We start from the raw sequence: 24,342 nt of genomic DNA on the forward strand, positions 1-24,342 counted from the left end.
GACCGGACGGCGTGAATAGCCTGGTGGCGATGAGCACCGAGGCCGGCGCGTCCATCGGCGCGAGCCGTTACCGCCTCGACGTCGCGGTCGTGGCGATGCTGCAGGGCCTTCAGTTCGCCTTCCTCGTGCCCTCGCTCGCGCTGCTGCTGACGACGCTCTACGGCGCGTCGGTGGCGCAGGTGTCGCTCGTGCTCATGGTCTACAACGCCGCGTGTCTGGTCACGGTGTGGGCCGGCAGCCGGCTCGCCGACCGGCGGGGGAGCTACCGCACGCTCGTGGTGCTCGCGGGCCCGCTCGTGGTGGTGCTCGGTCTCGCGCTCGGGCTCGCGCCGTCGCTCGGCCCGGCGCTGCTGGCGCTGGTGCTGCTCGGTGCTCCGGCCGCGGTGGGGACGCCGCTGGCCTTCGGCTACGCCAAGCGCACCGGCGCGACGCAGTCGCAGGTGGTGCTCACGCGCGCGGCGTTCTCGTTCGCCTGGTTCCTCGGGCCGCCGGTCGCGGCGCTGGTGATCTCGGGGCCCGGCCCGCACGCGCTGCTGCTCGTGGTGAGCGCCGTCGGCGCCCTCACCGCGGTCGCCGGCTTCGGCCTGCGCAACCTGCCCGCCGCCGACGCCGGCCACCACGCCGAGGGCCGAGCGGAGCCGGTGGGCGCGCCCGACGGGCTGCTCCCCGCCGACGCCCCGAGCGCCGAGGAGGGCGTGGTGCGGGGGGCCTCTCCCGACGTCGATCCGGCTGTCGAGGCCGGGCACCCGGCGCGGTCGCCGCGCACCCTGATGGTGCTGCTCGTGGTGACCTTCGCCGCGCTCCAGGCCGCGAACATCGCGGGCACGTCGGTGATGACGCTCTACGTCACCGAGACCCTGCACCTGCCGACCGTGTGGGGCGGTGCGGCGCTCGGCGTCGCCGCCGCCCTCGAGGTGCCCGCCCTGTTCGCCCTCGCCCGGCTCTACCGCAACCCGCAGGACGACCTGCGCCTCCTCGCCGGGGCCACGGTGATCGGCGTCCTCTACTACCTCGGTGCCGCGGCCGTGGCCAGCGGGCCGGTGCTGCTGGCGCTCCAGGTGCTCAACGCCGCCTTCTACGCCGTGGTCGCAGGCGTGGGGCTCACCCTGTTCCAGGCACGGATCGCCGGGCCGAGCAGGGCCTCGGGGATGCTCACCAACTCCCAGCGCGTGGGCGCGATCTTCGCCGGGTCGATCATCGGCCTCGGGTCGGTCGGGTCGTGGGGGCTGCGCGCCGTGTGGGTGGGCTGCGCCGGCGTCACGCTCGCCGCGCTCGGCCTGCTGCTGGCCGCCCGCCGCGCGGACCGCCGTCCCAGCCCTCCCTGACCGATGTCACTGGTGAAACGGTCGCTTCCTGGCCCGGGTAGCAGCCGTTTCACCAGTGACATCGCGGCCGGGCGCACGGATTCCGGTGGGCGGGTGCCTCGACACTCCGAACGGGTGCGGGGCGCTTCTCGGTCCGCGGGTGCTCGGTGATGATGGGGCGATGCGCCCGCTCCTCGCCCGCACCCTCGTCGCCGCCACAGCCGTCGCCCTGCTGTCCGGCTCGGTCGCCGTCACGGCGTACGCCGCCACCTCGCCCGTGGCGGGGGCGACGGCGTCGGTCGCGCCGTCCCGGGTGTCGCACCTCGCGGCGAACCGCGACTACCCCTCCGGGTGGGCCTGCCGCGGCGCCCGGGCCGGGTCGGTCAACCTCGTCTGCGTCATCGGGCGCTCGGTCGACGGCCGGCCGATCGTCGCCGAGCGCCAGGGCAACCCGGGCGCGCGGCGCGTCCTCGTGGTGTCCGGCCAGAAGCACGGCGAGGAGTGGCCGGGGCCGCGCTCGGTCGACGTCATCCGGCACCTGCCCACCCCCCGCACCGCGAGCTACGTCATCTGGACCGTGCGCACGATGAACCCGGACGGCGGCGCCATCGGCCGGCGCCGCAACAGCCACGGCGTCGACCTCAACGGCAACTTCCCGGCGAAGTTCAAGCGGATGGCCGACACCGGCCCGCGGCCGCTGAGCGAGCCCGAGTCGCGGGCGATGGCGACGTTCCTCACCTGGGTGCAGCCGGACCTCGTGATCTCGCTGCACGGCTTCTCGACCGCGGTCGACACCACCGGGGGAGGACGGCGGGCCGAGCTCGCCCGGCAGTTCTCGGCGCTCTCGCGCATCACGCCGGCGCACAACGTGCCGTGCAACGGGCCGTGCCACGGCAACATGACCGACTGGTACACCGCCACCTCGACGGTCGGCGGCGTCGCGTTCACCGTCGAGATGCCGCGCTCGTCGCTCGTGGTGCGCACGTGCGGAGTGCCCGGCCACCGTCGCGGCACGCCGATCCAGTGCGTGGCGTGGGCGGCGTCGTCCATGGCCGCCCGTCTCCCGCGCTGACCAGGAGCTCACAGCCCGGGAACCGGTGCGGCACACGGCATCCGGGCGGCGCCGGCGCTGCGGTCAGGGAGCGAGCCGGTCGACCAGGAAGGACAGGATCCGGTCGTCGCGCTCGGGCATGGACTCGTGCTCGAAGTCCGGGTAGACGAGCATCTCCTTCGGCGCGGTGATCTTGTTGTACGCCGCGAACTGGGTCGACGGCGGGCACACGGTGTCCATGAGGCCGGTGACCATGAGGACGTCGCCGCGGATCCGCGGCGCGAGGTGCTGGACGTCGATGTAGCCGAGCCGGCGGAACATCTCGTCGACCCGCTCGTGCCGCGGGTCGAACCGGCGCAGGTACTCGCGCAGCTCGACGTAGGCGTCGGTGGCGAGGTCCATCTCCCACACCCGCAGGAAGTCCGACAGGAACGGGTACACGGACGCGCAGGCGCGCACGCGCGGCTCGAGCGCCGCGCACGCCAGCGAGAGGGCGCCGCCCTGCGAGGCCCCGGTGACCCCGACGCGGTCGGCGTCCACCTGCGGCATCGCCATGACGATCCGGGTGAGCTGCACGGTGTCGAGGTAGATGTGGCGGAACGCGAGGTGCTGGGGGTCGTCGTCCAGGCCGCGCACGATGTGCCCGTTGAGCGTGGTGCCGAGCGCGCCGCCGACGTCCTGGCTGCGCCCGCCCTGGCCGCGGCAGTCCAGCGCGGCCACGGTGTAGCCCTGCGCGACGTAGGGGAGCAGGGCGAACCAGTCCGGGCTCATCCCCGAGTAGCCGTGGAACACCACCACCGCAGGGCGCTGCTCCACCTCGCCGGACGCCGACCCCGCGGGCCGCAGGTACTTCGCGTACACCCGGGCACCGCGCACCCCGGTGAACCACAGGTCGAAGCACTCGGCGTAGGGGGCCACGTGCTCGACCCGGTCGAGGCGCACGTCCGCCTCGGGGACGCCGTCGGAAGCCGCCATCACGGCGTCGAGCTCGGCCAGCGCCTCGGCCCAGTACGCGTCGAGGTCGTCGGGGCGGGGGTTGCGCCCGACGTAGTGCCGCAGCTCCTCGAGCGGCAGGTCGAAGATCGGCACGGGCCCTCCAGCGACGTCGACGGGTGCGGGACCGTCACGCTAGCGCAGCGCGCTCAGCCGCCCGCCGGCCGCGCGGGACGCCGCATCCACCACGTGAGCGGCCCCGCCGGCACGGCCACCTCGATGCGCTCGGTGAAGCCGCGCCGCTCGTAGAACCCGGTGTTCGCGGGCTTGGACGTCTCGAGCCAGCAGTCGAGCCCCTCGGCGTCGGCGAGGGCGAGCGCCGGGGCGATGACGGCCTGGGCCAGGCCGCGGCGCTGCGCCGTGGGGTGGGTGGCCAGCACCCCGAGGTACCAGTAGGGCGGCAGCGGCCCCACCTCCGCGAGGGCGGCGTCATAGCCCTCGATGCGCGCCCAGACCGCGGGGCGCCACGGCGGCGCGGAACTCGCGCCACACGCCGGCGCCCTCGAGGTCGTGCTCGCCGTCGCGGCGCTCCCAGAGCGACGCCGAGAGCAGGTCATCGCTCACCCACACCGTGCCGCGTCCGACGCGCGAGTCGAACAGCGCCTCCGCGAACGCGCGCGACACGGCGGGGTCGCGCTCGGTCATGAAGTCCCACGCCGGGTCGGCCACGAAGGCCGCGAGCACCGTGGCCAGGACGCCCTCGCGGTCGTCGACCGTCGCCCGCCGCACCCCGACGCCCCCGTCGTTACTGCCCGAATGACCGGAGACCGGCCCGGATTCCGGTTCTTGGGGCAGTAACGACGGGGGCATGGGGTCACGGTAGCGAGCGCGGGGCCCGGGCGCCGTGCGTGCGTGCGGGCGGGCGGGGGTGAGCGGGGCGGTCAGCGGCCGGCGGCGATGGTGTCGAGGTGGTGGCGGATCTGGAGGGCGACCGCAGCCCCCTCGCCGACAGCGGAGGCCAGCTGCTTGGTGGACCCGGACCGGACGTCGCCGGCCGCGAACACCCCGGGCAGCGAGGTCTCGAAGGTGCGGTCGGTGACGACGAACCCCGCGGCGTCGAGCTCCACGAGCCCGTCGAGCCAGCCGGTGTTGGGGTCGAGGCCCACGAAGACGAAGGCCGCGTCCGCGTCGTGCCGCGACTCCTCGCCCGCGGGCTCGCCCGCGGCGTCGAGCGGCACCAGCGACACCGACTCCAGCGCCCCGTCCTCGCCCGCGCCGAAGCGGGTGACGCCGGTCTCGGTGAGCACGGTCATCGCGGGGTGGTGCTCGACCTTGTCCTGGAGCAGGCGGGAGGCGCGGGGCATCCCGCCGCGCTCGACGATGGTCACGTGGCGGGCGAACTGGGTGAGGAACAGCCCCTCCTCGAACCCGCTGTTGCCGCCGCCGATCACCACCAGCTCGTCCGCGTCGCGGTAGAACGGTCCGTCGCAGGTGGCGCAGAAGTGCACCCCGCGGCCGATGAGGTCATCCTCGCCCGGCGCCCCCGTGCGGCGGTAGGTCGACCCGGTGGCGATGAGCACGGCGCCGGCGTGCAGCTCCTGCCCGGTGGACGTGGTGACGACGGACGTCCCGCCCTCGGTGCTCACCCGTGCCGCGCCGACGGCAGGCAGCAGCTCGACGCCGTAGCGGCGCGCCTGCGCGGCGAAGCGGTCGGCCAGCTCGGCGCCGCCGACGCCCTCCGGGAAGCCGGGGTAGTTGTCCAGCCGCTCGGTCACCCCGGCCTGCCCGCCCAGGGCGGACCGGTCCAGCACGAGGGTGCGCAGGTTCTCCCGCGCGGCGTAGATCGCGGTGGTGAGACCCGTGGGACCGCCGCCGACGATCACCACGTCGTACGACGTCATCGCGGCCTCGCGGCTCAGGCCCAGCTTGTCGGCCAGCTCCTCGTTGCTGGGCTCGGCGAGGTGGCTGCCGTCGGGGAAGACGATGGTCGGGATGATGCGCCGGCCGTCGTTGAACCGCTCGACCGTCGCGTTCTCCTCGGGGTGCTCCTCGAGGTCGACGTAGTGGAACGGCACGCGCTGCTCGCCCAGGAAGGCCTTGCTGCGGCGGCAGTCCGGGCACCAGGCGGCGCCGTAGAGGGTGAGCATCGGGTCGTCGGTCACGGGTTCCTCCTCGCAGATGGTGCTCCTAGCAACCCTGCGGCGTCGCCGCGCCTTCCGGCCAGGTCTTACGGAACTGTGTCGGCTCCTGACGGTCGCCGCCACCGGCGCCCCCGGACGGCGGACCCGGGCTCCGCCGGCCCGGCGTCGGGCGTGCATCGGTGGGACGATGGAGGTGTCGAAAGGTGGTCATGATGTCCTCCGTGTGGGCGCCGGACCGTCGTCCCGAGTCCTCACCGCACCCCGTCTACGGCGTCGAGCTGCTGGCTCACGCCCCGACCCGCGGCTACGACCGCCGGACCGCGCCGAGGTCCGTGCGGCACAGCCGCCGCCTGTGCGTGCGGGTGCGGCGCTCCGGTCACCGGTAGTGCCCGTGGGTGCGCAGCGCCGGGTCATCCCCCGTCGCGGGGGAAGGCCGGGCCGAAGAAGGACGCCTGCCCGTCCTTGATGAAGTACACCGACCAGCCCGGCAGCGACGCGAACCACCGCGCGGCGCCCGGTCCCTCCAGCAGGGCCGCCGTGGCGAGCGCGTCGGCCAGCCCCGCATCCGGCCCGACCACCGTGGTGGAGTCGTAGTAGACGTCGGTGGAGCCTGTGCGCGGGTTGCGGATGTGCGCGCCCCGCTCGTAGAGCCCGCTGGTGGCGACCGCGCCGTCGCCGAGGTGCACCACCTCGACCACCTGCTGGTTGTCGTAGGGGTTGAGGATGCCGACGGCCCACAGCTCGTCGGGCGCCTGGCGCCCTCGGCAGGCGATGTCGCCCGCGGCGTTGATGCTCACGTTCGCGACGCCGGCCCGCACGAAGCGGTCGGCCAGCTGGCCGGCAGCCCAGCCCTTGACGTAGCCCGAGGGGTCGACGCCGCCCTTGACCGCCCACGGGTCGAACGCGCCCTCGGTGAGCGTCTTGATCCACTGGCACGTCTCGAGCACCTCCTGCACCACGGCGGGAGTGCGGTGCAGCTCGATGAGCCCGTTGCGGTACATCGTGATCGGCGTGTCGACGCGGTAGGTGGAGAACCAGGCGTCCACCTGGTGCAGGTAGGCGATCCCGTCGGCGAGCAGCTCGTCCATGTCGGGGGGCAGGTGCGGGCCGCGCAGGTCGATCACCACGGCCGTGCCCCACACGTGCTCCACGTGCAGCTTCTGGGCCCAGGGCCCGGGGCCGGCGTAGGTGACGCGCGGCGCCTCGGGCTCCGCGCCCTCCGCGGGGGAGTGCTCGTCGGGGGTCACCGGGCCATGATCCACGGCCGGGCCGGCTGCGCCGGTCATCCGCGCGTCCCGCGCGTCAGATGCCGGCCTGCGACATCGCCGACTGGAGCGAGGCCTTCCACGAGATCCACGTCAGCGTCGCGCCGCTCACGTTGGCGATGTTGGGCCCCTGCGCCTTGAGCGTCTCGGACTTGAGGATCGGGATCGAGAAGTCCGAGTACGGCTGCGAGTCGCCGTTGGGGTAAACGGTGGGCCAGACGGCGATGATCTTGCCGCCCTGCACGCGGATGGCCACCTGCACCTTGCCGTACTTGTGCGTCTGGAGGGAGCCCACGTAGTCCTTGGGCGCCGTCGACGTCTTGGTCGGGGTCGGTGCGGGCGCGGGCTTCGTCGTGGTCTTGGACGGCGCGGGTGCCGGGGCCGAGCTCTTCGTGGGCGCGGCCGCCGGCGGCGCCGACGACGCGGCCGGCTTGGCGGCGGGCTTGGCCGCCGCCTTGGTCGGCTTCGCCGCGGGCTTGGCGGCCGCCTTGGTGGGCGAGGCGGACGGGCTCGCGGACGGCGAGGTGCTCGCCGCGGGGCTCGCGCCGGTGCCGTTGGGGTCGGCGGCGCCGTTGCTGCCGTCGAGCGGCGGCGGGCCGCCGAGTGCCGCGCTGTCGGCCGGACCGGAGGCGATGGCCGCGGGCACGTCCGCACCGGAGTAGGTGAGGACGGCGACGAGGCCGGCCAGGGTGCCGGAGGACACCAGGATCGCGCGCTTCATGACGTGCTCCTCGTGCAGGTGCCGCAGGTGCGGCGGGGGGTCGGGTCCAGGGTGCGGGGGTCGGCGTACCCGCTCGTCAGAACGTGAACAGCTCGTGGTGGATCTTGTGCTCGGGGACGCCGACGTCCTTGACGGCCTCGATGATCGTGTCGGTGAAGGCGACCGGGCCGCAGACGTAGACGTCGGACGCGGCCAGCCCGGGCACCAGCTGGTTGAGGTAGTCCGGGCCGAGCGGGTGCAGCCGGCGCGGACCCTGCAGGTAGTGCAGCCGCCAGCCGCGCGCGGTGACCAGGTCCTCGAGCTCCTGGCGCAGCACCGCGGTGGCGACGTCGGGCACCCGGTAGACGATCGTGGCCGCGGTGCCGTCCGGCAGGTCCTCGAGCACGGCCCGGATCGGGGTGATCCCCACGCCGGCCGCGAAGCAGGCGATGCTCTCGCCGTGCCGCGAGCCCGCGGTGAACACGCCGTAGGGTCCCTCGGCCCACACACGAGTGCCTGGGCGCAGTCGCTTCACGGCCCGCGACTGGTCGCCGAGGTCCTTGATGGTGATGCGCAGCCACGAGTCGTTCGGCGAGGCCGACAGGGAGTAGGGGTGGGCCTGCCACCACCAGTCGCGGGTGAGGAACCGCCACTGGAAGAACTGCCCGCCGCGGGCCTTGAGCAGGTCGAGGTCGACGCCGGAGATGTAGAGCGAGACGACGTTGTCGCCCTCGGGCACGACGGCCTCGATCCGCATCTGGTGCTTCTGCGACATGGCCAGCGGGATCACGATGCGGCCCACCACGATCGTGACGAGCACGAACAGGTAGAGCGCGGTCCAGAAGTACCGCTGGTAGGGGTGCGCCACGAACATGGGCCCCAGCGCCACCTGGTGGCCGAAGGAGAGCGCCACCGCGATGTAGAAGTACAGGTGCGCGACCCACCAGGTCTCGTACTTCATGCGGTTGCGGATGCGGCGGTAGGACATCACGCCCAGCGCCATCATCAGCACGAAGGCGGTGAACGCCGGCATCATCCACGCGGACTTGGTCACGAGGTCCCACAGCTGGCCGAGCACCGAGTGCTCCTCGGCCTGGGCGTAGCTGATGGTCGTGAACACGACGTGGCCGAGGATCAGGAACAGCGAGTACGGCGCCACCGTGCGGTGCAGGGCGACGAGGCGGTCGTGGCCGATCTCGCGCTCGATCCACGGGATGCGCGCCATCAGCAGCACCATCACCAGCGACAGGTAGGTGCCCAGCAGCGCAGCGATGGTGCCGACGGCGAGCATCTTCCCGCCGGGCAGGTCGAGGCCGTCCTTCACCGCGTAGACGCCGATGCCCAGCGAGATGCCCAGGCCGATGGCGGCCGCGGTGAGCGCGATGTCGCCGCGGTGGCGGGTGCGGCCCCGGGCTGCGAGGCCTCGCGTGATCGGCGGCCGCGCGTGGCGCGGGCGCGACGGCGCGGGGGGCGGCGCGGTGGGGGCGACGGTGGCCACGGGCGCCGGAACCGCGTGCGGCACCGGCAGCGCGACCGGCGGGGTCGCGGGCGGCGGTGCCAGGAGCGTGCCCACGGCGTCCGGACCCGGCAGGTAACGGGGCGCCAGCTCGGGCGCGCCCGTGAGCGTGCCGGCGTCCACGAACGCGTGGCGGCCGGAGCCGAGCTCGGTGAACGGGTCGCGGCCCGCGCCGGTGCTCACAGCCCCGCCTGCGTGATGGCCGACTGGAGCGACGTCTTGTACGCCGACCAGCTCAGCGTGGCCCCCGACACCTTGGTGATGCTCGCGGAGTTGGCGGCCACCGTCTTCGTGTCGTACTGCGGCAGCGCCGTGTTGTTGATCTTCACCGTCTCACTCTGCCCATCGCTGGTGACCAGGGTTCCCTTGGAGCTCGTGATCACGCTGTTGGTCACGACGATGACGACGCGGATCGTCCCGTGACCGCTGGCGATCGTGCCGATCGCGCCGGTGAACGTGCCGTTCACCGGCGGCTTCGCCGGGGTCCCCGTGACCGACGCGGACGCCGGTCCCTCGGTGGTCTGGTTCACGGCCGTGACGTAGTAGGTGTACGTCGCACCGTTGGTGAGGCCGGTGTCGGTGAACGTCGCCGCGGTGGGCGACCCGACGAGCACGCCGCCGCGGTACACCCGGTACCCCGTGGCCGGTGTCACGGCGTTCCAGGTCAGCACCACCTGGGCGTTGCCCGCGGTGGCGGCCACGCCCGTGGGAGCCGGCGGCGCAGGCGCCATCGGCGTCGCGGTCACGGTGCTCGACGCCGGCGAGAGCGCCGCCCCGTTGGTGGCCACGACGTAGTAGGAGTACGCCGTGCCGTTGGTGAGCCCGGTGTCGGTGAACGTCGTCCCGGCCTGCGTGGAGACCAGCGTGGAGCCGCGGTACACGCGGTAGCCGGTCGCGTTCGCGGACGCGCTCCACGACAGTGCCACCTGCGCGTTGCCCGCCGTGGCGGTGAGTCCCGTGGGCTGCGCCGGCGTCAGCACGAACGGTGTCGCGGTGACGGTGGCCGAGGCCGCGGACTCCGTGCCGCCGTTGAGCGCGGTGACGTAGTAGGAGTACGTCGTGCCGTTGGTGACAGTGCTGTCGGTGAGGCTGTTGCCGCTGAGGCCGCCCTGCAGCAGCGTTCCGTTGCGGTAGACGTTGTAGCCCGTGGCGCCGCTCACCACGTTCCACGACAGCGACACGATGCCGTCGCCGGCGGTCGCGGACAGCCCCGTGGGGGCGCCGGTGGCCGCGGCCTGGGGTGTCGCCGTCGCCGTGGCGCTCGCGGCCGACGTGGAGGTGCTCGACCTCGCCACCACGTAGTAGCTGTACGACGTCCCGTTCGTCACCGTGGTGTCCAGGTACGACGGCGTCGTCACGGTGGTGAGCTGCGTGCCGTTGCGGTAGACGACGTAGCTCGTCGCGCCGGACACCGTGCCCCACGTCAGCTGCACCTGCGCGTCGCCCGGCGTGGCGGCCAGGCCGGCGGGGGTCGCGAGGGGCGGCGCGACCGGCGTGGCGCTCGCGGTCGAGGAGAACGGCGAGGCTGGCGAGTTGAGCCGGTAGGCCACGACCTTGTACGTGTACGACGTCCCGTTGGTCAGCCCGGTGTTCACGTACGACGTCGTCGTGACGGTCGCGATCTTCGTGGACCCGCGGTAGACGCCGTAGGACGTCGCCCCGGCGCTCGCGGTCCAGGTGAGCGACACCTGGCGGTCGCCGGGGGAGGCGACGAGGTTGGTCGGCGCGTCCGGCGCGGTGGCCACCGGCGTGCACGGCACCGCCGCCGAGGGCGACGAGGCCGCGGTGCCGTTGAGGGCCACCACGGTGTAGAGGTACGTGGTGCCGTCCACCAGGCCGGTGTCGAGGAACGTGGCGTCGGTGACCGTGCCCACGGCCACGCCGTCGCGGTAGACGGTGTACGACGTCGCGGCCGCCGACGCCTGCCAGGCCAGCGTGGCCGTCCCGTCGCCGGGCGAGGTCACCAGCGACGACGGCGCGGCGGGTGCGAGCGCGGTCGGCGTCCCGGTCACGGCGGCGGACTGCGGCGACCAGCCGGCGACGTTCGTGGCGAGCACCTGGTAGGAGTAGGCGACGCCGTTGTCCAGACCGGTGTCGAGGTACGTGGTCGACACGGTGAGCGCGATCTGGACCCCGTCGCGGTACACGCGGTAGCCGGTCGCGCCGTCGACGGCGGCCCAGGTGAGCGTCACCTGTCCCGTGGCGCCGACGGTCTGCAGCCCGGTGGGGGCGGCCGGGAGGGCGACGTAGGGCGCCTGCACGTAGTGCTGCGCCTTCACGCGCGCGGTGACGGCGTCGACGGTCTTCACCATCGCCAGCTGCGAGGCCACCACCTCGCGCGCGGCGGCGTACACCTTGGCGCTCACCGCCTGGTAGGCCTTGAGCGTGCGGGCGTCGTCCAGCTTCGACGGCGTCGCCTTCGCCTTGCGAGCGGCGTCGAGGGCGACCTTCTGCGCGTGCTTGAGCGTCGCGTACGACGCCAGCGCGTGCAGGTAGCGGGTGCGGGCCGCGATGACGCCCGGGTCGGCGTCGACGGCGAGGTTGATCTCCTCCTGCACCTGCGCGGCGGTCTGGCCCCAGTCGTTGTTGGGGTCGGTGTCCGCGGGCGGCGACACCGGGTTGATCGCGGCGTCGGCGACCGGCGCCTGGGCCAGCACGAGGCCGCCGAGCGTGGAGGCGACGGCACCGATGCCTGCGGCGGCGGCGGTAAGCCGGACCCCGGGCGAGTGCGTGATGCGGTGGCTCATGGTCGCCGCCTCAGAGCCGGTATCCGGCGGCGACCAGGGCCGACTCGAGGGACTGCTGGAAGGCCTCCGACGAGAGCGAGGCGCCGGTGACGGCGGCGATGTTCGCGGTGTCGTGCGCCTGCATCGTCTCGAGCATCAGAGTGCTCAGCGACATCTCGTTGTAGCCGTACGAGTCGCTGTCGACGGGCGCCTGCTGGGTCACCTCGACGTCGCTCACGTGGCCGCCGTAGACGGTGATGCGCACCTGGAGGGGCTCGAACGAGAACGGGATGGTGGGCACCAGGTAGTTGACGAGCCGGCCGGTGAACACGCCGTCCTTGGGGCGGTAGTGCAGCGCCGTGACGGCCGCCGTCTTGGCCGCGCGGATGTTGGCCAGCTTGATGCGCGCGGACTTCTCGGCGAACAGCGCCTTGCCGTAGGCGCGGTAGGCGGCCACGTACGCCGCGTGCGTCCGGTCGATGCGGATGCGGACCTTCGAGCGCACCGCCGCGAGGTAGGCCGACTTGGCGGTGGCGAGGGCCTTGCGCTTGGCGGCGGTGGTGGCGCGGGCCTTCGTGTAGGTGGCCAGGGCCGCCTTCACGTACGTGCTCGCCTCGACCTGGGTGCGGATCTCGACGGCCACCTCGGCGTCGGACTGGCCGTAGTCGTTGTAGACCGACTGGCCCGGGTTCGCGGCGGCGTACGCCGACGGCGCGGCGCTCAGGGCGAGGGTCGCGCCCATGCCCGCCGCGACCGCGAGGGCGGCGCCGCGTCCGGAGCGCCCGCTACGGAGCGCCCGAACCCCTGACATCCCCTGCGCCCCGCGCGCCGGACGAGATCCCGTCGTCGACCGCACGTCACACTCCCCTGCTGCTCAGCGCCCGGATCTGGCTGCCCCGGAGCACGTGGCGGCTGCCACTCACCCCCAAGACGTCGGATGCACCCTGATGGGTCCTACTGCTCCGGTCGGGTGACGGACGTCCAAGGTTCGTCCAACGGACGACAGGCTCCGCGGCCCCGGCGAACGGGGCGTGTCGGCCGCGTGAACCGGTGGGGCGCATCGGGAACGCCGGGATGTCCGCCCGGTGTCCGGCCGGGGCAGGGCGAGCGGTGGTCCTACGACCCGCGGGCGAGGGGCCGGACCGGTCGTCCGACGAGCATCGCGGGTCCCGGCGCCCTACCGTGTCCCCACCACGGGGTGAACAGGAGTGCGCGCATGTCGGAGTCCCGCGCGGGCGACGGCCTGCCGGAGCAGGGGCTCGAAGCGCTCGAGGCGTCCGAGCAGATGTTCCGCCTCGCGATGGAATCCGCCTCGATCGGCATGTTCATCTGCCGTCCCGACGGCGTCTTCGAGCGGGTGAACCCTGCCCTGTGCTCGATGCTGGGCTACCGCAGCCACGAGGACCTCGTCGGGCTGGGCTTCGCGGACGTCACCCACCCCGACGACGTCGAGCGCAGCGTCGAGGTGATCGCGCGCCTGCGCTCCGGCGAGGAGCAGCGCGTCGCGTGGCGCAAGCGCTACCTGACGGCCGAAGGCGCCACCGTGTGGGTCGACCTCTCGGTGGCGGCGGTGCACGACGGCGAGGGACGCCACGTGCACACGATCGGCCAGGCGGTGGACGTGACGGCCGAGGTGGCCGCGTTCGAGGCGCTCCAGCGCTCGGTCCAGGACTTCCGCCTGCTCGCCGAGCACGCGTCGGACGTGGTGATGCGGATCGACCCGACCGGCGCGATCGACTGGGTGTCGCCCTCGGTGCGTCAGGTGCTCGGGTGGGACGCGCAGCTGCTCGTCGGCACGCCCGTGCTCTCGATCGTGCACCCGGACGATCGCGAGCTCGTGCTGCGCACCCGCGCGACGGCGCTGGAGGGCGTGCACCACCATCGGGTGCTCGTGCGCTACCTGACCGTCGACGGGCAGGTGCGGGAGCTCTCCGGCTCGGGCCACCCCATCCCGGCGCACGACGGCGGCGGGGTGAGCGGCATCGTCGTCGGCCTGCGCGACGTGACCGAGGAGCAGCGGATCCGTCGCGAGCTCGCGTTCCGGGCCAGCCACGACTCGCTCACCGGGGTGCCCAACCGCGACGACATGGTCTCGCGGCTGCGGGAGCGGCTGGCGCTGCCGGCGCTGGCGCCGGGCCGGGTCGGCGTCCTCTACTGCGACGTCGACAACCTCAAGCAGGTCAACGACGAGCACGGCCACCCCGCGGGCGACGCGGTGCTCACCGAGGTGGCGCAGCGGCTCACGTCGGCGCTGCGCGCCCAGGACGTGGTGGCCCGCGTGGGTGGCGACGAGTTCGTCGTGCTGCTGCACGAGGTGGCCGACGCCGACCAGCTCGCGCAGCTCGCGGACCGGTGCCTGCAGTCGGTGGTCGGCGAGCTCGACGTCGCTGGCGTCCGGGTGCCGCTGTCGGTGAGCGTGGGCGCCACCCTGGCCGACCCTCAGGACGACGCCGACGAGGTGCTCGCCCGCGCCGACCGTGCGCTCCTGCGGGCCAAGCGCGAGGGACGGCGCCGGGTGCACCGGCAGGACTGAGCGGCGCTCAGGCGACGACGCGGGTTGTCGAGCCGCCGCCCTCGACCGGCCGGATCTCCAGCCGCTCGGGGATGCGGTCCTTGAGCTCGGCCACGTGGCTCACCACGCCCACGGCACGACCGCCCTGGCGCAGGTCGTCGATCACCGACATCACGGTGTCGAGGGTGTCCGGATCGAGGCTGCCGAAGCCCTCGTCGATGAACAGCGTGTCGAGGTCGACGCCGCCGGCCTCCGCGCGCACGACGTCGGCGAGGCCGAGGGCCAGCGCGAGGCTGGTGTAGAAGGTCTCGCCGCCCGACAGCGACCGCGGGCTGCGGCTCTCGCCCGAGTGCCGGTCGAGCACCCGCAGCGAGAGGCCGGAGCGGTCGCGCCGGCTCTCGGCCTCGTCGACGCGCTGGAGCTCGTAGCGGCCGCTGGACATCGTGAGCAGGCGGAGGTTGGCCGCGTCCACCACGCGCTCGAACCACCGGCGCAGCACGTACGTCGTGAGCGACATGCGCAGCTCGCCGGAGACGCCCTTGGCCAGGCCGGCCAGCCGCACCACGGCCTCGGTGGAGGACACCACGTGCTCGAGGCGCTCCTCGGCGAGCTCGACGTCGAGCCGGCGCTTGGCCAGCTGCTCGTCGCGGGTGGCCGCGCGCGCCCGTGCCTCCACCGCGCGCTCGTGGGCCGCCGCGGCCGCGGAGCGGACCAGCGTCGCCTCGTCCAGCGCCTCGGCGCAGGCGCGCAGCCGGGCGGTGAGCGCGGCCGGGTCGGCGGGGTCGACGCCGAGATCGCGGAAGCGGTCGTCGTCGAGCGTGGCGGCCAGCAGGTCGCGGGTGCGCACCCAGGCCCGGACCTCGGCGTCCAGCGCCGCGAGGGCCGCGGGGGTCCGGACGGCGTCGCGGGCGTCCTCGACGTCGGCGAACCCGGCGTCGGCGACCGCGGCGCGCACGTCGGCCAGCAGCGCGGCCCGCGCCGCGACGGCCGTGGCGCACTCGCGCGCGGCGGCGGCCACCCGGCGGATCCCCGCGGCCGCGGCGGCCAGCTCGTCGCGCCGGGCGAGGACCGACGTCGCACCCGCACGGGCCTCGTCGAGCGCGGTGGAGCCCGCGGCCCACGACGCCTCGGCCGCCTCGAGGCGCGCGGCGGCCCGGGCCGCGTCGGCGGCGAGGCCGGCGGACCCGGTGCGCAGCTCCTGCGCGCGGGCCCGCAGCTCGTCGCGCTCGCCGGTGAGACCCGGGACGGCGGCCGCGGCGGTGCGGGCCCGCGCGAGCGAGTCCTGGGCGCGGGCCATGTCGTCGACGAGGGCGGCGACCTCGGTGCCGCCGGTGCGGCCCAGCAGTGCGGACCGGTCGAGCAGCAGCTGCTCGTGGCCGGCCCGCGCGAGGTCGAGCTCCGCCGCGGCCGCGTCGCGCACCACGAGGGCGGCCTCGACGTCGTCGGCCGAGACCGCGTCGAGTGCGGGCCGCGCCGGGACCGGGTGCTCGGTCGCACCGCAGACCGCGCACGGGGCGCCGTCGACGAGGGTGCCCGCGAGCACCGCGGCGATGCCGTCGAGGTGACGCTGGAGCAGGGCCTGGTGCCGGTCGACCGCTGCGTGGTGCGCGGTGGTGGCCCGCTGCACCGCCGCGGCCGCCTCCGCGAGCCGCGCGTCGAGCGCCTCGAGCTCGAGCAGCGCCTCGCCGCGGTCCTGCAGCGCCGCCAGGCGGGCCTCGGCCTCGTCGAGGCCGGCAGCCGCGGTCACCGCCTCGGTGAGCGCGGTCTCGGCGGCGGCGAGGCGGGCGGGCAGCGCGGTCTCGAGCTCGGCGAGCGCGGCGAGGCGCTGCTGCGCCTCGAGGCTCTCCGTGCGCAGCCGCTCGAGCTCCCGGCCGGTGTCCGGCCGGGAGCGCTCGAGGGCCACCAGCGGCTCGAGCGCCGTGGCTGCGGCGTCGAGCTCGCGCGAGCGGTCCTCGAGCAGGCCGGCGCGGGCGGTCCAGACGGCGGGGTCCCCGGAGTCCTCGGTGTCGTCGGTGGCCTCGGTGCGGCCGAGGACCGCGGCCGCACCGTCGAGCGTGGGGACCTCCGCCTGCGCGCTCTCGAGCCGCTGCCGGGCCCGGGCGACCTCGGCGTCGGCGCGGTCGAGCCCGGCGAGCAGGGGAGCGACCGGCGCCGCGGCGCGGGCGTGCTCGAGCTCGTGCTCGCGGGCGCGGTGCGCCTCGGCACCGGCCTCGTGGTCGGCGAGGGCGGCCACCGCGGCGGCGAGCTCGGCGTGCAGCTCGTGCACGGAGGCCGCCTGCCGCAGCTGGGCCTCGGCCAGCGTGAGGGCGGTGTGCCGTTCGTCGCGGGCGGCCGTGGCCAGGGCCAGCTCCGCCGCCACGCTCGCGACCAGCCCGTCGAGGGCGGTGGCCCGGCCGGCGTCGTCGAGCGCGACGAGGTCGGACGCCGGCTCGCCCTCGAGGCCGGCCGCCTCGGCCGCTGCCGCGACGGCGGCCGCCACCCCGGCACGGGCCTCCAGGCGCCGCCGCGAGGCGTCGGTGCGGCGCGCCTCGAGCTCGGCGGTGACGGCGTCGTAGAGGCCCGTGCCGAAGATCGTGGTGAGCAGCGCGCGCCGCTCGTCGTCCGGCGCGCGCAGGAACGTGGCGAACTCGCCCTGGGGGAGCAGCACCACCTGGGTGAACTGGGCCCGGGACAGGCCGAGGGCGTCGCGCAGCAGCTCGGCGACCTCCTGGTGGCTGTGGTCGAGGTGCTCCCACGCGCCGCCCGGCCGGCGTCGCTCGAGGCGCACGGTGGCGCGCTCGAGGGTGACGCCGTCGCCGCGCTTCTTGGGCCGCCGGTGCGCCGGCACGCGGTGCACGCGGTAGCCGGTGCCGCCGATGCTGAGCTCGAGGGAGACCGAGGGCACCGTGCCGGGCGCGGCGAACTGCGAGTGCAGCCGGTCGTCGGAGGCCTCGGCGCTGGCAGTGCCGCCGTAGAGGGCGAACGTGATCGCGTCGAGCACGGTCGACTTGCCCGCCCCGGTCGGCCCTTCGAGCAGGAACAGCCCGCTGGCGGCCAGCCGCTCGAGGTCGATCGTCTCGGTGCCGGCGAACGGGCCGAACGCGGTGATCGTGAGCGAGTGCAGCCGCATCAGACGCCGGCCTCCTCGCCGCGCTGCGCGAGCTCGACGACCTCGCGCAGCACGCGCACCTCGTCGGCGGTGGGCGGCACGCGGTCGACGAACTCCACGAACAGCGAGCAGACCTCGACCGGGTCGGTGGTGCGCGTGAGGCGGGCGAGGTCGGTGTCCGGGTCCGGGCGCACGCCGTCGGGCTCGAAGTCGAGCACGAGCGTGTGCGGCCACACGGCCCGCAGCCGTTCCATCGGCGAGGCGGGGCGGCTCGGGTCGCTGAGCACGACGCGGACGTAGCACTCGGCGAGCCCGGCGAGATCGGTGCCGGCGCGGGCCAGCAGCTCCTCGAGGCGCCCCCGCACCTCGCGCAGCGGGCGCCCCGCAGGCACCGGCACCGCCTCCACGACTGCGACGCCGGCGTCGTCGAGCTCGAGCAGTGTCACGGACTTCACGTCGCCGGACTCGGAGAAGCTGTAGGGCAGCGGGGATCCGCTGTAGCGCAGGACGGTGGACGACCCGCCGAGACGGATGTCCTGCGGGCGGTGCAGGTGCCCGAGCGCGACGTAGGTGATGCCGTCGAAGACGGCCGCGTGCGCGTCGCCGATGCCGCCGACGCGGATGTCGCGCTCGGAGTCGGCCCCCGCGCCACCGGCCACGAACGCGTGGCTGAGCACCACCGTGCGCGACAGGCCCCGCTGGGCGGCGTCGGCGCGGATGCGGTCCGCGGCGGCCCGCAGCACCGAGGTGTGCGAGCGCTCCGCGGCGAGCTCGGCCATGACGGCGTCGGGCAGCAGGTAGGGGATGCCGTAGACGCCGACGTCGCCGTGCTCGTCGGCCAGCACGACGGGATCGGTCAGGGCGTCGAGCGTGGTGCGCAGGTGGATGCCGGAGGCACGGGCGAGCCCGCGGCCGAAGCCGAGGCGCACCGCGGAGTCGTGGTTGCCGCTGACGACCACCAGGGGGACGCCCGCGGAGGCGAAGGCGAGGAAGGTGTCGTCGAGCAGCCGCACCGCCTCCACGGGCGGGACGGCGCGGTCGTAGACGTCGCCGGCGACGAGCACGGCGTCGACCTCGCGCTCGACCGCGAGCTCGAGCAGCCAGGTGAGGAACTCGGCCTGCGCGTCGAGCTGCGGGGCCGAGGCCAGCGAGCGGCCCAGGTGCCAGTCGGAGGTGTGCAGCAGACGCACCCCGGCACCTCCCCGCGGGCGGCGGCTCCGCCCTCACGGCGAGGGTAGGTCGAGGGTCCGACGGCTCCCGGGAGGCAACGCCGTGGGACAGGCCCGGATGTGCCGGTCGTGCGCGGCGGAGCGGCGGCTCAGCCGCCGGCGACGGAGGGCAGCACGTGCACCTCGGCGCCCGGGCGCAGCGCCGTGGCGAGCCCGGCCCCGTGGCGGATGTCCTCGCCGTCGACGTAGACGTTGACGAACCGGCGCACGGACCCGGTCTCGTCGCGGATCCGGCGCACGAGCACCGGCAGCTCGGGCTCGAGCCGGTCGAGGACGTCGCCGACGGTCGCGGGGGCCGGGTCCACCGACAGCGTGCGCCGTCCGCCGGCGAGGTCGGCCAGCGCCCCGGGCAGCCGCACGGTGACGGGAGCGGGCACGGGGGTCACCCGCGGCGCGGCGTCACGGGACGATGGCCGCGCGCAGCGAGAGGACGTCGGGCAGGTGCTCGGCCACCAGGGCGAAGGTCTCGCCGTCGTCGGCGCTGGCGTACACGCTGCCGTCGCGGGTGCCGAGGTAGACGCCGGTGGGGTCCGCCGCGTCGACGCAGGCGGCGTCGCGCAGGGTGACGGTCCACGCGTCGTCGGGCAGGCCGGAGGCGCTCTCCGACCACGTGGCCCCGCCGTCGCGGGTGCGGTGCACCCGCAGCCGGCCGCCGGGAGGCACCCGCCGGGCGTCGGCCTCCAGCGGGATCACCCAGGCGGTGCCCGGGGTGATCGGCGAGGCGAGGGCGACGAAGCCGAAGTCGCTGGGCAGGCCCTCGGCGATCGAGCTCCACTGCCGGCCGCGGTCGTCGCTGCGGTAGACGCCGTGGTGGTTCTGCGCGTAGAGCACGTCCGGGCTCGCGGCGTCGGCCGCCACCTTATGCACGCACTGGCCGAACTCGGGGTAGGGGTCGGGGAAGAAGTACGCCGAGATGCCCTTGTTGCGCGGGGTCCAGCCCTCGCTGCCGTCGTCGCTGACGTAGACGCCGCCGGTGCTCATGGCGACCAGCACCTCGTCGGTGTCGGGGTGGGGCAGCACCGTGTGCACCGCGGCGCCGCCGAACCCGGGCTCCCACTTCTCGCGGTGCGGGTGGTCCCACAGCCCGCGCACCAGCTGGAAGGACTCCCCGCCGTCGTCGCTGCGCCACAGCGAGGTGGGCTCGCACCCGGCCCAGACGACGTCGGGTCGCCCGGCGGTGTCGGGCTGGAGCTGCCACACCCGGGCCAGCGCGGCGCCGGTGTCGTCGGGGAACGCGATCGCGCCCTTCGCCGGCTCGTGCCACGTCGCGCCGAGGTCGTCGGAGTACGTGACCGTGGGGCCCCAGTGCATGCTCTGGATCCCGGCCAGCAGCCGCACCGGCTCGCGCCGGGTGTCGACCGCCACGGCGGCGATCTCCTGGGCGAGGAAGTGCGGGCCCTCGATGGTCCAGGTGCGGCGGTCGTCGCTGCGGGCGAGCCAGAGCCCCTTGCGCGTGCCGATGGCGAGCAGGACGGTCATGACGGCTCCCAACCCGAGCGCAGGCGAGCGGACCCGTGGACCGTAGCGCCGCCCTCCGACACCGCCAACCGTGTTGGCCGGGTCGGGACCCGGGCCGCGGCGTCCGGTCCGGAATCCGGTCGATGGCGGAGCGGAGAGGTCAGCCGAGCTCGTCGTGGACGACGCGGCCGTTGCTGACGGTCAGGCGCACCCGCGCGTCGCCGATCGGCCCGGTGCGCGGGTCGAGGATGTCGCGGTCGAGCACGACGACGTCGGCCCGCTTGCCCACCTCGAGGCTGCCGGCGTCGTGCTCGTCGTGGTTGACGTACGCCGAGCCGCTGGTGAACCCGGCGAGCGCGTCGGCCACGGACAGCCGCTGCGCGGGCAGGAAGGGCTCGAGGTCGCGGTGCTCGGGGCCGACGCGCGTGACGGCGACCTCCATCTGGGCGAGCGGGTCGGCCGTGGTGACGGCCCAGTCCGACCCCATCGCGAGCACGGTGCCGGCCCGGGCGAGGTCGCCGAAGGGGTACATGAGGTCCACGCGCTCCTGGCCCAGGAACGGCACCGTCAGCTCGGTCATCTGCGGCTCGTTCTGCGCCCAGAACGTCTGGCAGTTGGCGACCACGTCGAGCGCGCGGAACCGCGGCACGTCCTCGGGCTGCACCACCTGGATGTGCGCCACGTGGTGGCGCAGGTCGTGCGGGCCGTGCACCGCGCGGGCGGCCTCCACGGCGTCGAGCGCGTCGCGCACCGCGCGGTCGCCGATCGCGTGCATGTGCACCTGGAAGCCGTGGCCGGTCAGCGTGGTCACCGTCTCGACGAGGGCGTCGTGGTCGACGAAGGACAGGCCGTGGTTCTCCGTGGTGCCGCCGCAGCCGTCGCAGTAGGGCTCGCGCAGCGCCCCGGTGTAGTTCTCCAGGACGCCGTCGAGCATCACCTTCACGGTCGTGGGGGAGAAGCGCCCGACGCCGCCGCGCTCGCGCTGCTCGAGCAGGTCGTCCACCTGCTCGAGCCCGCGGTGGCGGTCCCACCACAGGGCGCCGACCACCCGCGCGGTCAGCGCGTCCTCGCGGGCGAGCGAGACGTAGGCGTCCAGCGTCTGCGGCGTCACCCACGCGTCCTGCCAGCCGGTGATGCCGAGCGAGTGCAGGTAGCGCTGCGACTCGAGGATGGCCGCGCGCCACTCGTCGAGGTCCGGGGCCGGCACGAACCGCTGCTCGAAGGAGTACGCCGCACCCTCGTGCAGCATCCCCGTGGGCGCGCCGTCGGCGTCGCGCTCGATGCGGCCGTCGTCGGGATCGGGCGTCGCGGCGTCGATGCCGCCGAGCTCGAGCGCGCGGGAGTTGACCCAGGCGCCGTGCACGTCGCGGTTGTAGAGGAACACCGGCCGGTCCGGGACGACGGCGTCGAGGTCGGCGCGGTCCGGGGTGCCGCCGGGGAAGTGCTCCATGGCCCAGCCGCCGCCGACGATCCACGGGCGCTCCGGGTGCGCCTCGGCGTACGCGCGCAGCGCCTCGAGGTACGCCTCCCGGCCGGGCAGGTCGTTGAGCCAGAGGTGCAGCCGGTTGCGGCCGGCGAACGGCGCGTGGATGTGGGAGTCCTGGAAGCCGGGCACCACGATGCCCTCGCCCGCGTCGACCACGCGCGTGCCCGGCCCGACCAGCGGCGCCGTGCGGTCGGGCGTGCCGAGGGCCACCACGCGGTCGCCGCGCAGCGCGATCGAGCGCGACCAGCCGCGCACGGCGTCGCCGCGGTAGACGGCGCCGTGGATCACCAGGTCGGCGTGCTCGGTCATCGGCTCGTGCCCTCCCGCCCGCCGGTGCGCGCCGCACCGGGTCACCCGGTGATATCACGCGCCCGGGGCCGGCCTCCCGCCGCGGGGCGCCACCGCGTGTTCACCCAGGATTCGGGAATACGACGCCGCTGCTGTACCGTTGCGCTCAGCGTCGGTGTCAAGTTCGGCCCTAGCGCAACCGATGGGATCAGCAGAACGCTGAAACCCAGCGCGGCCCGCACCGACCCCCGTGACGGTGACTCTCCCCACGGGAACCCACGGTTCCGAGCAGGCGCGGCGGTGCTCCGCACCCCGCCCGATCGGGACCGGCAAAGGAAAGCAGGTAAGGCCATGGACGACTTCGGTCCTTGGGACGACTGAGTCCCACCGCACCTGGCCCGCGAACGCGGGCCGGTGCCCCACTCTTCGAGGGGTCCCGCTCACGCGGGGCCCCTCGTCCCGTTCCGGGGCGGGTCGTGCCCGGGGCGCGGCGCCCGGCGTGTGCTAGACCTGCTGACCGACCGGTCAGCATCTCCCTCGGGACGTGAGCGATGGACCCCCGGCACGCGATCCTCTTCGAGCCGGTGCGCATCGGCCCCAAGACCCTGCCCAACCGCTTCTACCAGGTGCCGCACGCGTCCGGCTTCGGCTCGCACCGGCCGCGCACGCACGCGGCCTTCCGCGGGGTGAAGGCGGAGGGCGGCTGGGGCGGCGTCAACGTCGACTACGCACCGGTGTCCCTCGACGCCGACGACACCCCCACGTTCGCCTCCGACGCGTGGGACGCCGACGACGTGCGGCGCCTCGGCGTCGTGGTCGAGGCGATCCACGCGCACGGCTCCCTCGCCGGCATCGAGCTCTACCACGGCGGTGCGGAGTCGAAGAACGGCGAGTCGCGCAACGTCCGCGTCGCGCCCACGCAGTCGCGGTCGCTGCCGATGTGGTCGAGCCTGGCGAAGACGGCCACGGCCGACGACCTCGCGCGCATCCGCCGCGACTTCGTCACCGCCGCCGTGCGGGCGCGCGACGTCGGGTTCGACATCGTGTACGTCTACGGCGCCCACGGCTACCTCATGACGCAGCTGCTCTCACCCGACACCAACCTGCGCAATGACGCCTACGGCGGCAGCCTGGAGAACCGCGGGCGGTTCTGGCGCGAGGTGCTCGAGTCCGTGCGCGACGCGGTGGGCGACGACTGCGCCGTGGCGGTGCGGCTCATGCTGCACGGGCGCGAGGGCTGGCCCGGCATCCAGGTGGACGAGATGCTCGAGTTCGTCCGCTCGATCGACCCGCTGGTCGACCTCGTGGACGTCACCACGGGCAGCTGGCCGGAGAACTCCGGCACGTCGCGCTACCACCCGCAGGGCCACGAGCGGCCGTGGACCTCGCGCGTGCGGGAGGCGACGTCCAAGCCGATCGTGGGCGTGGGGCGCTACACCGACCCCGACCTCATGGCGTCCCTGGTGCGCAGCGGGGAGCTCGACCTCATCGGCGCGGCGCGACCCGCGATCGCGGACCCGTTCCTGCCGGCGAAGATCCGCGAGGGCCGCCTCGACGAGATCCGCGAGTGCACCGGCGCCAACGTCTGCATCCTGCGCGAGGAGACGTTCGGCCAGATCGGCTGCCTCCAGAACGCGACGGCGGGGGAGGAGTACCGCCGCGGCTGGCACCCCGAGTCGTTCGATCCGCCCGCGGACCCGGACCGCGCCGTGCTCGTGGTGGGCGGCGGCCCGGCCGGCATGGAGTGCGCCCTGGTGCTGGGGCGCCGCGGCTTCGCCGCCGTCCACCTGGTGGAGGCCGGCCCGGAGCTCGGGGGCAAGCTGCGCTGGACCCGGCGCCTGCCCACCCTGGGCGACTGGGGCCGCGTGATCGACCACCGCGTGGTGGGCCTCTCGAAGCTGCCGCAGGTGCAGGTGGTGCTCGGCCGGAGGCTGTCGGTGGCCGACGTCCTCGACTACGGCGCCGACACCGTGGTGGTGGCGACCGGCTCGTCGTGGTGCGACGACGGCACGCAGGCGCACCACGGCCCGCCGGTGCTCGGCGCGGCAGCGGCGCTGACCCCCGAGCGCGTCATGGCCGGCGAGCGGCCCGCGCCGGGCCGCGTGGTGGTCTACGACGCCGACGGCTACTACGTCGGCGTCGGGATCGCCGAGCTGCTCGCGACGGAGGGGCGCGAGGTGGTGGTGGTGACGCCGTTCGACCGCGTCTCGCCGGTGTCGGACGACACGCTCGAGGGCGACATGCTGCGCCGCCATCTGCACGACATCGGCATCACGGCCGTCACCGGCGCGGTGCTGCACGAGGTGACCTCGACCGGCGCGACGGGCCGCACCACGCTGGGCGACCCGTGGTCGCTGGATGCCGCGGGGGTGGTGCTCGTCACGCAGCAGCGCAGCGACGACGAGTTGTACTCCGCGCTGCTGGCCGATCCGGAGGCGCTCGCCGCGGCCGGCATCCGTGCGGTGCACGCCATCGGCGACGCGGTGGCGCCGCGCATGCCGAGCGAGGCCGTGTTCGACGGGCACCGGCTGGCACGCGAGCTCGAGCGCGACGACCCCATGGCGCCCTCGCCCTGGCTGCGCGAGCGGCCGGGCGTCTGAGCGGTCGTGCGCGACACGCGCCACCCGGTGCGTGCCCGGCGGCCC

Annotated in this window: 17 protein-coding genes; 4 read left to right on the forward strand and 13 right to left on the reverse strand. The window is 74.7% G+C overall.

The features are described 5' to 3' along the window. The first annotated feature begins 29 nt into the window (after positions 1-29). Complete coding sequence (locus tag GC157_10165; GenBank protein ID MBI1377830.1) at positions 30-1,325, forward strand: MFS transporter; 1,296 nt, start codon at positions 30-32, stop codon at positions 1,323-1,325. A 160-nt stretch (positions 1,326-1,485) separates the two neighbouring features. Beyond that, positions 1,486-2,376, forward strand: a complete 891-nt coding sequence (locus GC157_10170; protein ID MBI1377831.1) for a hypothetical protein — start codon at positions 1,486-1,488, stop codon at positions 2,374-2,376. Positions 2,377-2,439: 63 nt separating this feature from the next. On the opposite strand, the gene GC157_10175 is transcribed toward GC157_10170, so the two are convergent. The 8 genes from GC157_10175 to GC157_10210 all read right to left on the reverse strand — a co-directional run bounded on the left by GC157_10175 (position 2,440) and on the right by GC157_10210 (position 12,447). Further along, the gene (locus GC157_10175; protein ID MBI1377832.1) at positions 2,440-3,444 is read right to left on the reverse strand and encodes an alpha/beta fold hydrolase; all 1,005 of its coding nucleotides are present in this window, start codon (positions 3,442-3,444) and stop codon (positions 2,440-2,442) included. A 53-nt stretch (positions 3,445-3,497) separates the two neighbouring features. After that, on the reverse strand, positions 3,498-3,905 hold the full coding sequence (locus tag GC157_10180; GenBank protein ID MBI1377833.1) for a GNAT family N-acetyltransferase: 408 nt from the start codon (positions 3,903-3,905) through the stop codon (positions 3,498-3,500). 324 nt (positions 3,906-4,229) lie between these two features. Then, on the reverse strand, positions 4,230-5,435 hold the full coding sequence (locus GC157_10185; GenBank protein ID MBI1377834.1) for an FAD-dependent oxidoreductase: 1,206 nt from the start codon (positions 5,433-5,435) through the stop codon (positions 4,230-4,232). 404 nt (positions 5,436-5,839) lie between these two features. Next, complete coding sequence (locus GC157_10190) at positions 5,840-6,715, reverse strand: hypothetical protein (GenBank protein ID MBI1377835.1); 876 nt, start codon at positions 6,713-6,715, stop codon at positions 5,840-5,842. A 16-nt stretch (positions 6,716-6,731) separates the two neighbouring features. After that, positions 6,732-7,415, reverse strand: coding sequence for a hypothetical protein (locus GC157_10195; GenBank protein MBI1377836.1), 684 nt, complete (start codon positions 7,413-7,415; stop codon positions 6,732-6,734). Positions 7,416-7,491: 76 nt separating this feature from the next. Next, the gene (locus GC157_10200) at positions 7,492-9,093 is read right to left on the reverse strand and encodes a hypothetical protein (protein MBI1377837.1); all 1,602 of its coding nucleotides are present in this window, start codon (positions 9,091-9,093) and stop codon (positions 7,492-7,494) included. After that, a complete protein-coding gene (locus tag GC157_10205) occupies positions 9,090-11,657 on the reverse strand; it encodes a hypothetical protein (protein ID MBI1377838.1) in 2,568 nt (855 codons plus the stop codon). The genes GC157_10200 and GC157_10205 overlap by 4 nt, the downstream gene beginning before the upstream one ends. A 10-nt stretch (positions 11,658-11,667) precedes the next feature. Continuing rightward, positions 11,668-12,447 carry an FMN-binding protein gene (locus GC157_10210; protein MBI1377839.1) on the reverse strand — a complete coding sequence of 260 codons (780 nt, stop codon included), beginning with the start codon at positions 12,445-12,447 and terminating at the stop codon, positions 11,668-11,670. A gap of 126 nt (positions 12,448-12,573) precedes the next feature. Here GC157_10210 and GC157_10215 point away from each other — a divergent pair, with 126 nt between their 5' ends. Beyond that, on the forward strand, positions 12,574-14,169 hold the full coding sequence (locus tag GC157_10215) for a diguanylate cyclase (protein MBI1377840.1): 1,596 nt from the start codon (positions 12,574-12,576) through the stop codon (positions 14,167-14,169). A gap of 7 nt (positions 14,170-14,176) precedes the next feature. On the opposite strand, the gene GC157_10220 is transcribed toward GC157_10215, so the two are convergent. From GC157_10220 to GC157_10240, 5 genes are all read right to left on the reverse strand, one after another. Further along, a complete protein-coding gene (locus GC157_10220) occupies positions 14,177-17,257 on the reverse strand; it encodes an AAA family ATPase (protein MBI1377841.1) in 3,081 nt (1,026 codons plus the stop codon). Then, positions 17,257-18,426 carry an exonuclease subunit SbcD gene (gene sbcD, locus GC157_10225; protein ID MBI1377842.1) on the reverse strand — a complete coding sequence of 390 codons (1,170 nt, stop codon included), beginning with the start codon at positions 18,424-18,426 and terminating at the stop codon, positions 17,257-17,259. The genes GC157_10220 and sbcD overlap by 1 nt, the downstream gene beginning before the upstream one ends. Positions 18,427-18,554: 128 nt before the next feature. Further along, positions 18,555-18,842, reverse strand: a complete 288-nt coding sequence (locus GC157_10230) for a molybdopterin synthase sulfur carrier subunit (GenBank protein MBI1377843.1) — start codon at positions 18,840-18,842, stop codon at positions 18,555-18,557. A gap of 22 nt (positions 18,843-18,864) precedes the next feature. After that, a complete protein-coding gene (locus GC157_10235; protein ID MBI1377844.1) occupies positions 18,865-19,944 on the reverse strand; it encodes an exo-alpha-sialidase in 1,080 nt (359 codons plus the stop codon). Between the two features lie 139 nt (positions 19,945-20,083). Beyond that, positions 20,084-21,718 carry an amidohydrolase family protein gene (locus GC157_10240; protein ID MBI1377845.1) on the reverse strand — a complete coding sequence of 545 codons (1,635 nt, stop codon included), beginning with the start codon at positions 21,716-21,718 and terminating at the stop codon, positions 20,084-20,086. A 530-nt stretch (positions 21,719-22,248) separates the two neighbouring features. Here GC157_10240 and GC157_10245 point away from each other — a divergent pair. Further along, positions 22,249-24,297, forward strand: a complete 2,049-nt coding sequence (locus GC157_10245; GenBank protein ID MBI1377846.1) for an NAD(P)-binding protein — start codon at positions 22,249-22,251, stop codon at positions 24,295-24,297. The last annotated feature ends 45 nt before the right edge of the window (positions 24,298-24,342 follow it).

It is taken from the genome of Frankiales bacterium, from assembly GCA_016125335.1.
Taxonomy (GTDB): domain Bacteria; phylum Actinomycetota; class Actinomycetes; order S36-B12; family CAIYMF01; genus Longivirga.

Bases quoted from the DNA above. Each gene is read 5' to 3' on its own strand.
- GC157_10245 (MBI1377846.1), top strand. From the start codon at position 22,249: ATGGACCCCCGGCACGCGATCCTCTTCGAGCCGGTGCGCATCGGCCCC.
- GC157_10235 (MBI1377844.1), bottom strand. From the start codon at position 19,944: ATGACCGTCCTGCTCGCCATCGGCACGCGCAAGGGGCTCTGGCTCGCC.
- GC157_10165 (MBI1377830.1), top strand. From the start codon at position 30: ATGAGCACCGAGGCCGGCGCGTCCATCGGCGCGAGCCGTTACCGCCTC.
- GC157_10240 (MBI1377845.1), bottom strand. From the start codon at position 21,718: ATGACCGAGCACGCCGACCTGGTGATCCACGGCGCCGTCTACCGCGGC.
- GC157_10210 (MBI1377839.1), bottom strand. From the start codon at position 12,447: ATGTCAGGGGTTCGGGCGCTCCGTAGCGGGCGCTCCGGACGCGGCGCC.
- GC157_10170 (MBI1377831.1), top strand. From the start codon at position 1,486: ATGCGCCCGCTCCTCGCCCGCACCCTCGTCGCCGCCACAGCCGTCGCC.
- GC157_10195 (MBI1377836.1), bottom strand. From the start codon at position 7,415: ATGAAGCGCGCGATCCTGGTGTCCTCCGGCACCCTGGCCGGCCTCGTC.
- GC157_10180 (MBI1377833.1), bottom strand. From the start codon at position 3,905: ATGACCTGCTCTCGGCGTCGCTCTGGGAGCGCCGCGACGGCGAGCACG.
- GC157_10205 (MBI1377838.1), bottom strand. From the start codon at position 11,657: ATGAGCCACCGCATCACGCACTCGCCCGGGGTCCGGCTTACCGCCGCC.
- GC157_10185 (MBI1377834.1), bottom strand. From the start codon at position 5,435: ATGCTCACCCTCTACGGCGCCGCCTGGTGCCCGGACTGCCGCCGCAGC.
- GC157_10190 (MBI1377835.1), bottom strand. From the start codon at position 6,715: ATGACCGGCGCAGCCGGCCCGGCCGTGGATCATGGCCCGGTGACCCCC.
- GC157_10220 (MBI1377841.1), bottom strand. From the start codon at position 17,257: ATGCGGCTGCACTCGCTCACGATCACCGCGTTCGGCCCGTTCGCCGGC.
- GC157_10215 (MBI1377840.1), top strand. From the start codon at position 12,574: ATGCACCCTGATGGGTCCTACTGCTCCGGTCGGGTGACGGACGTCCAA.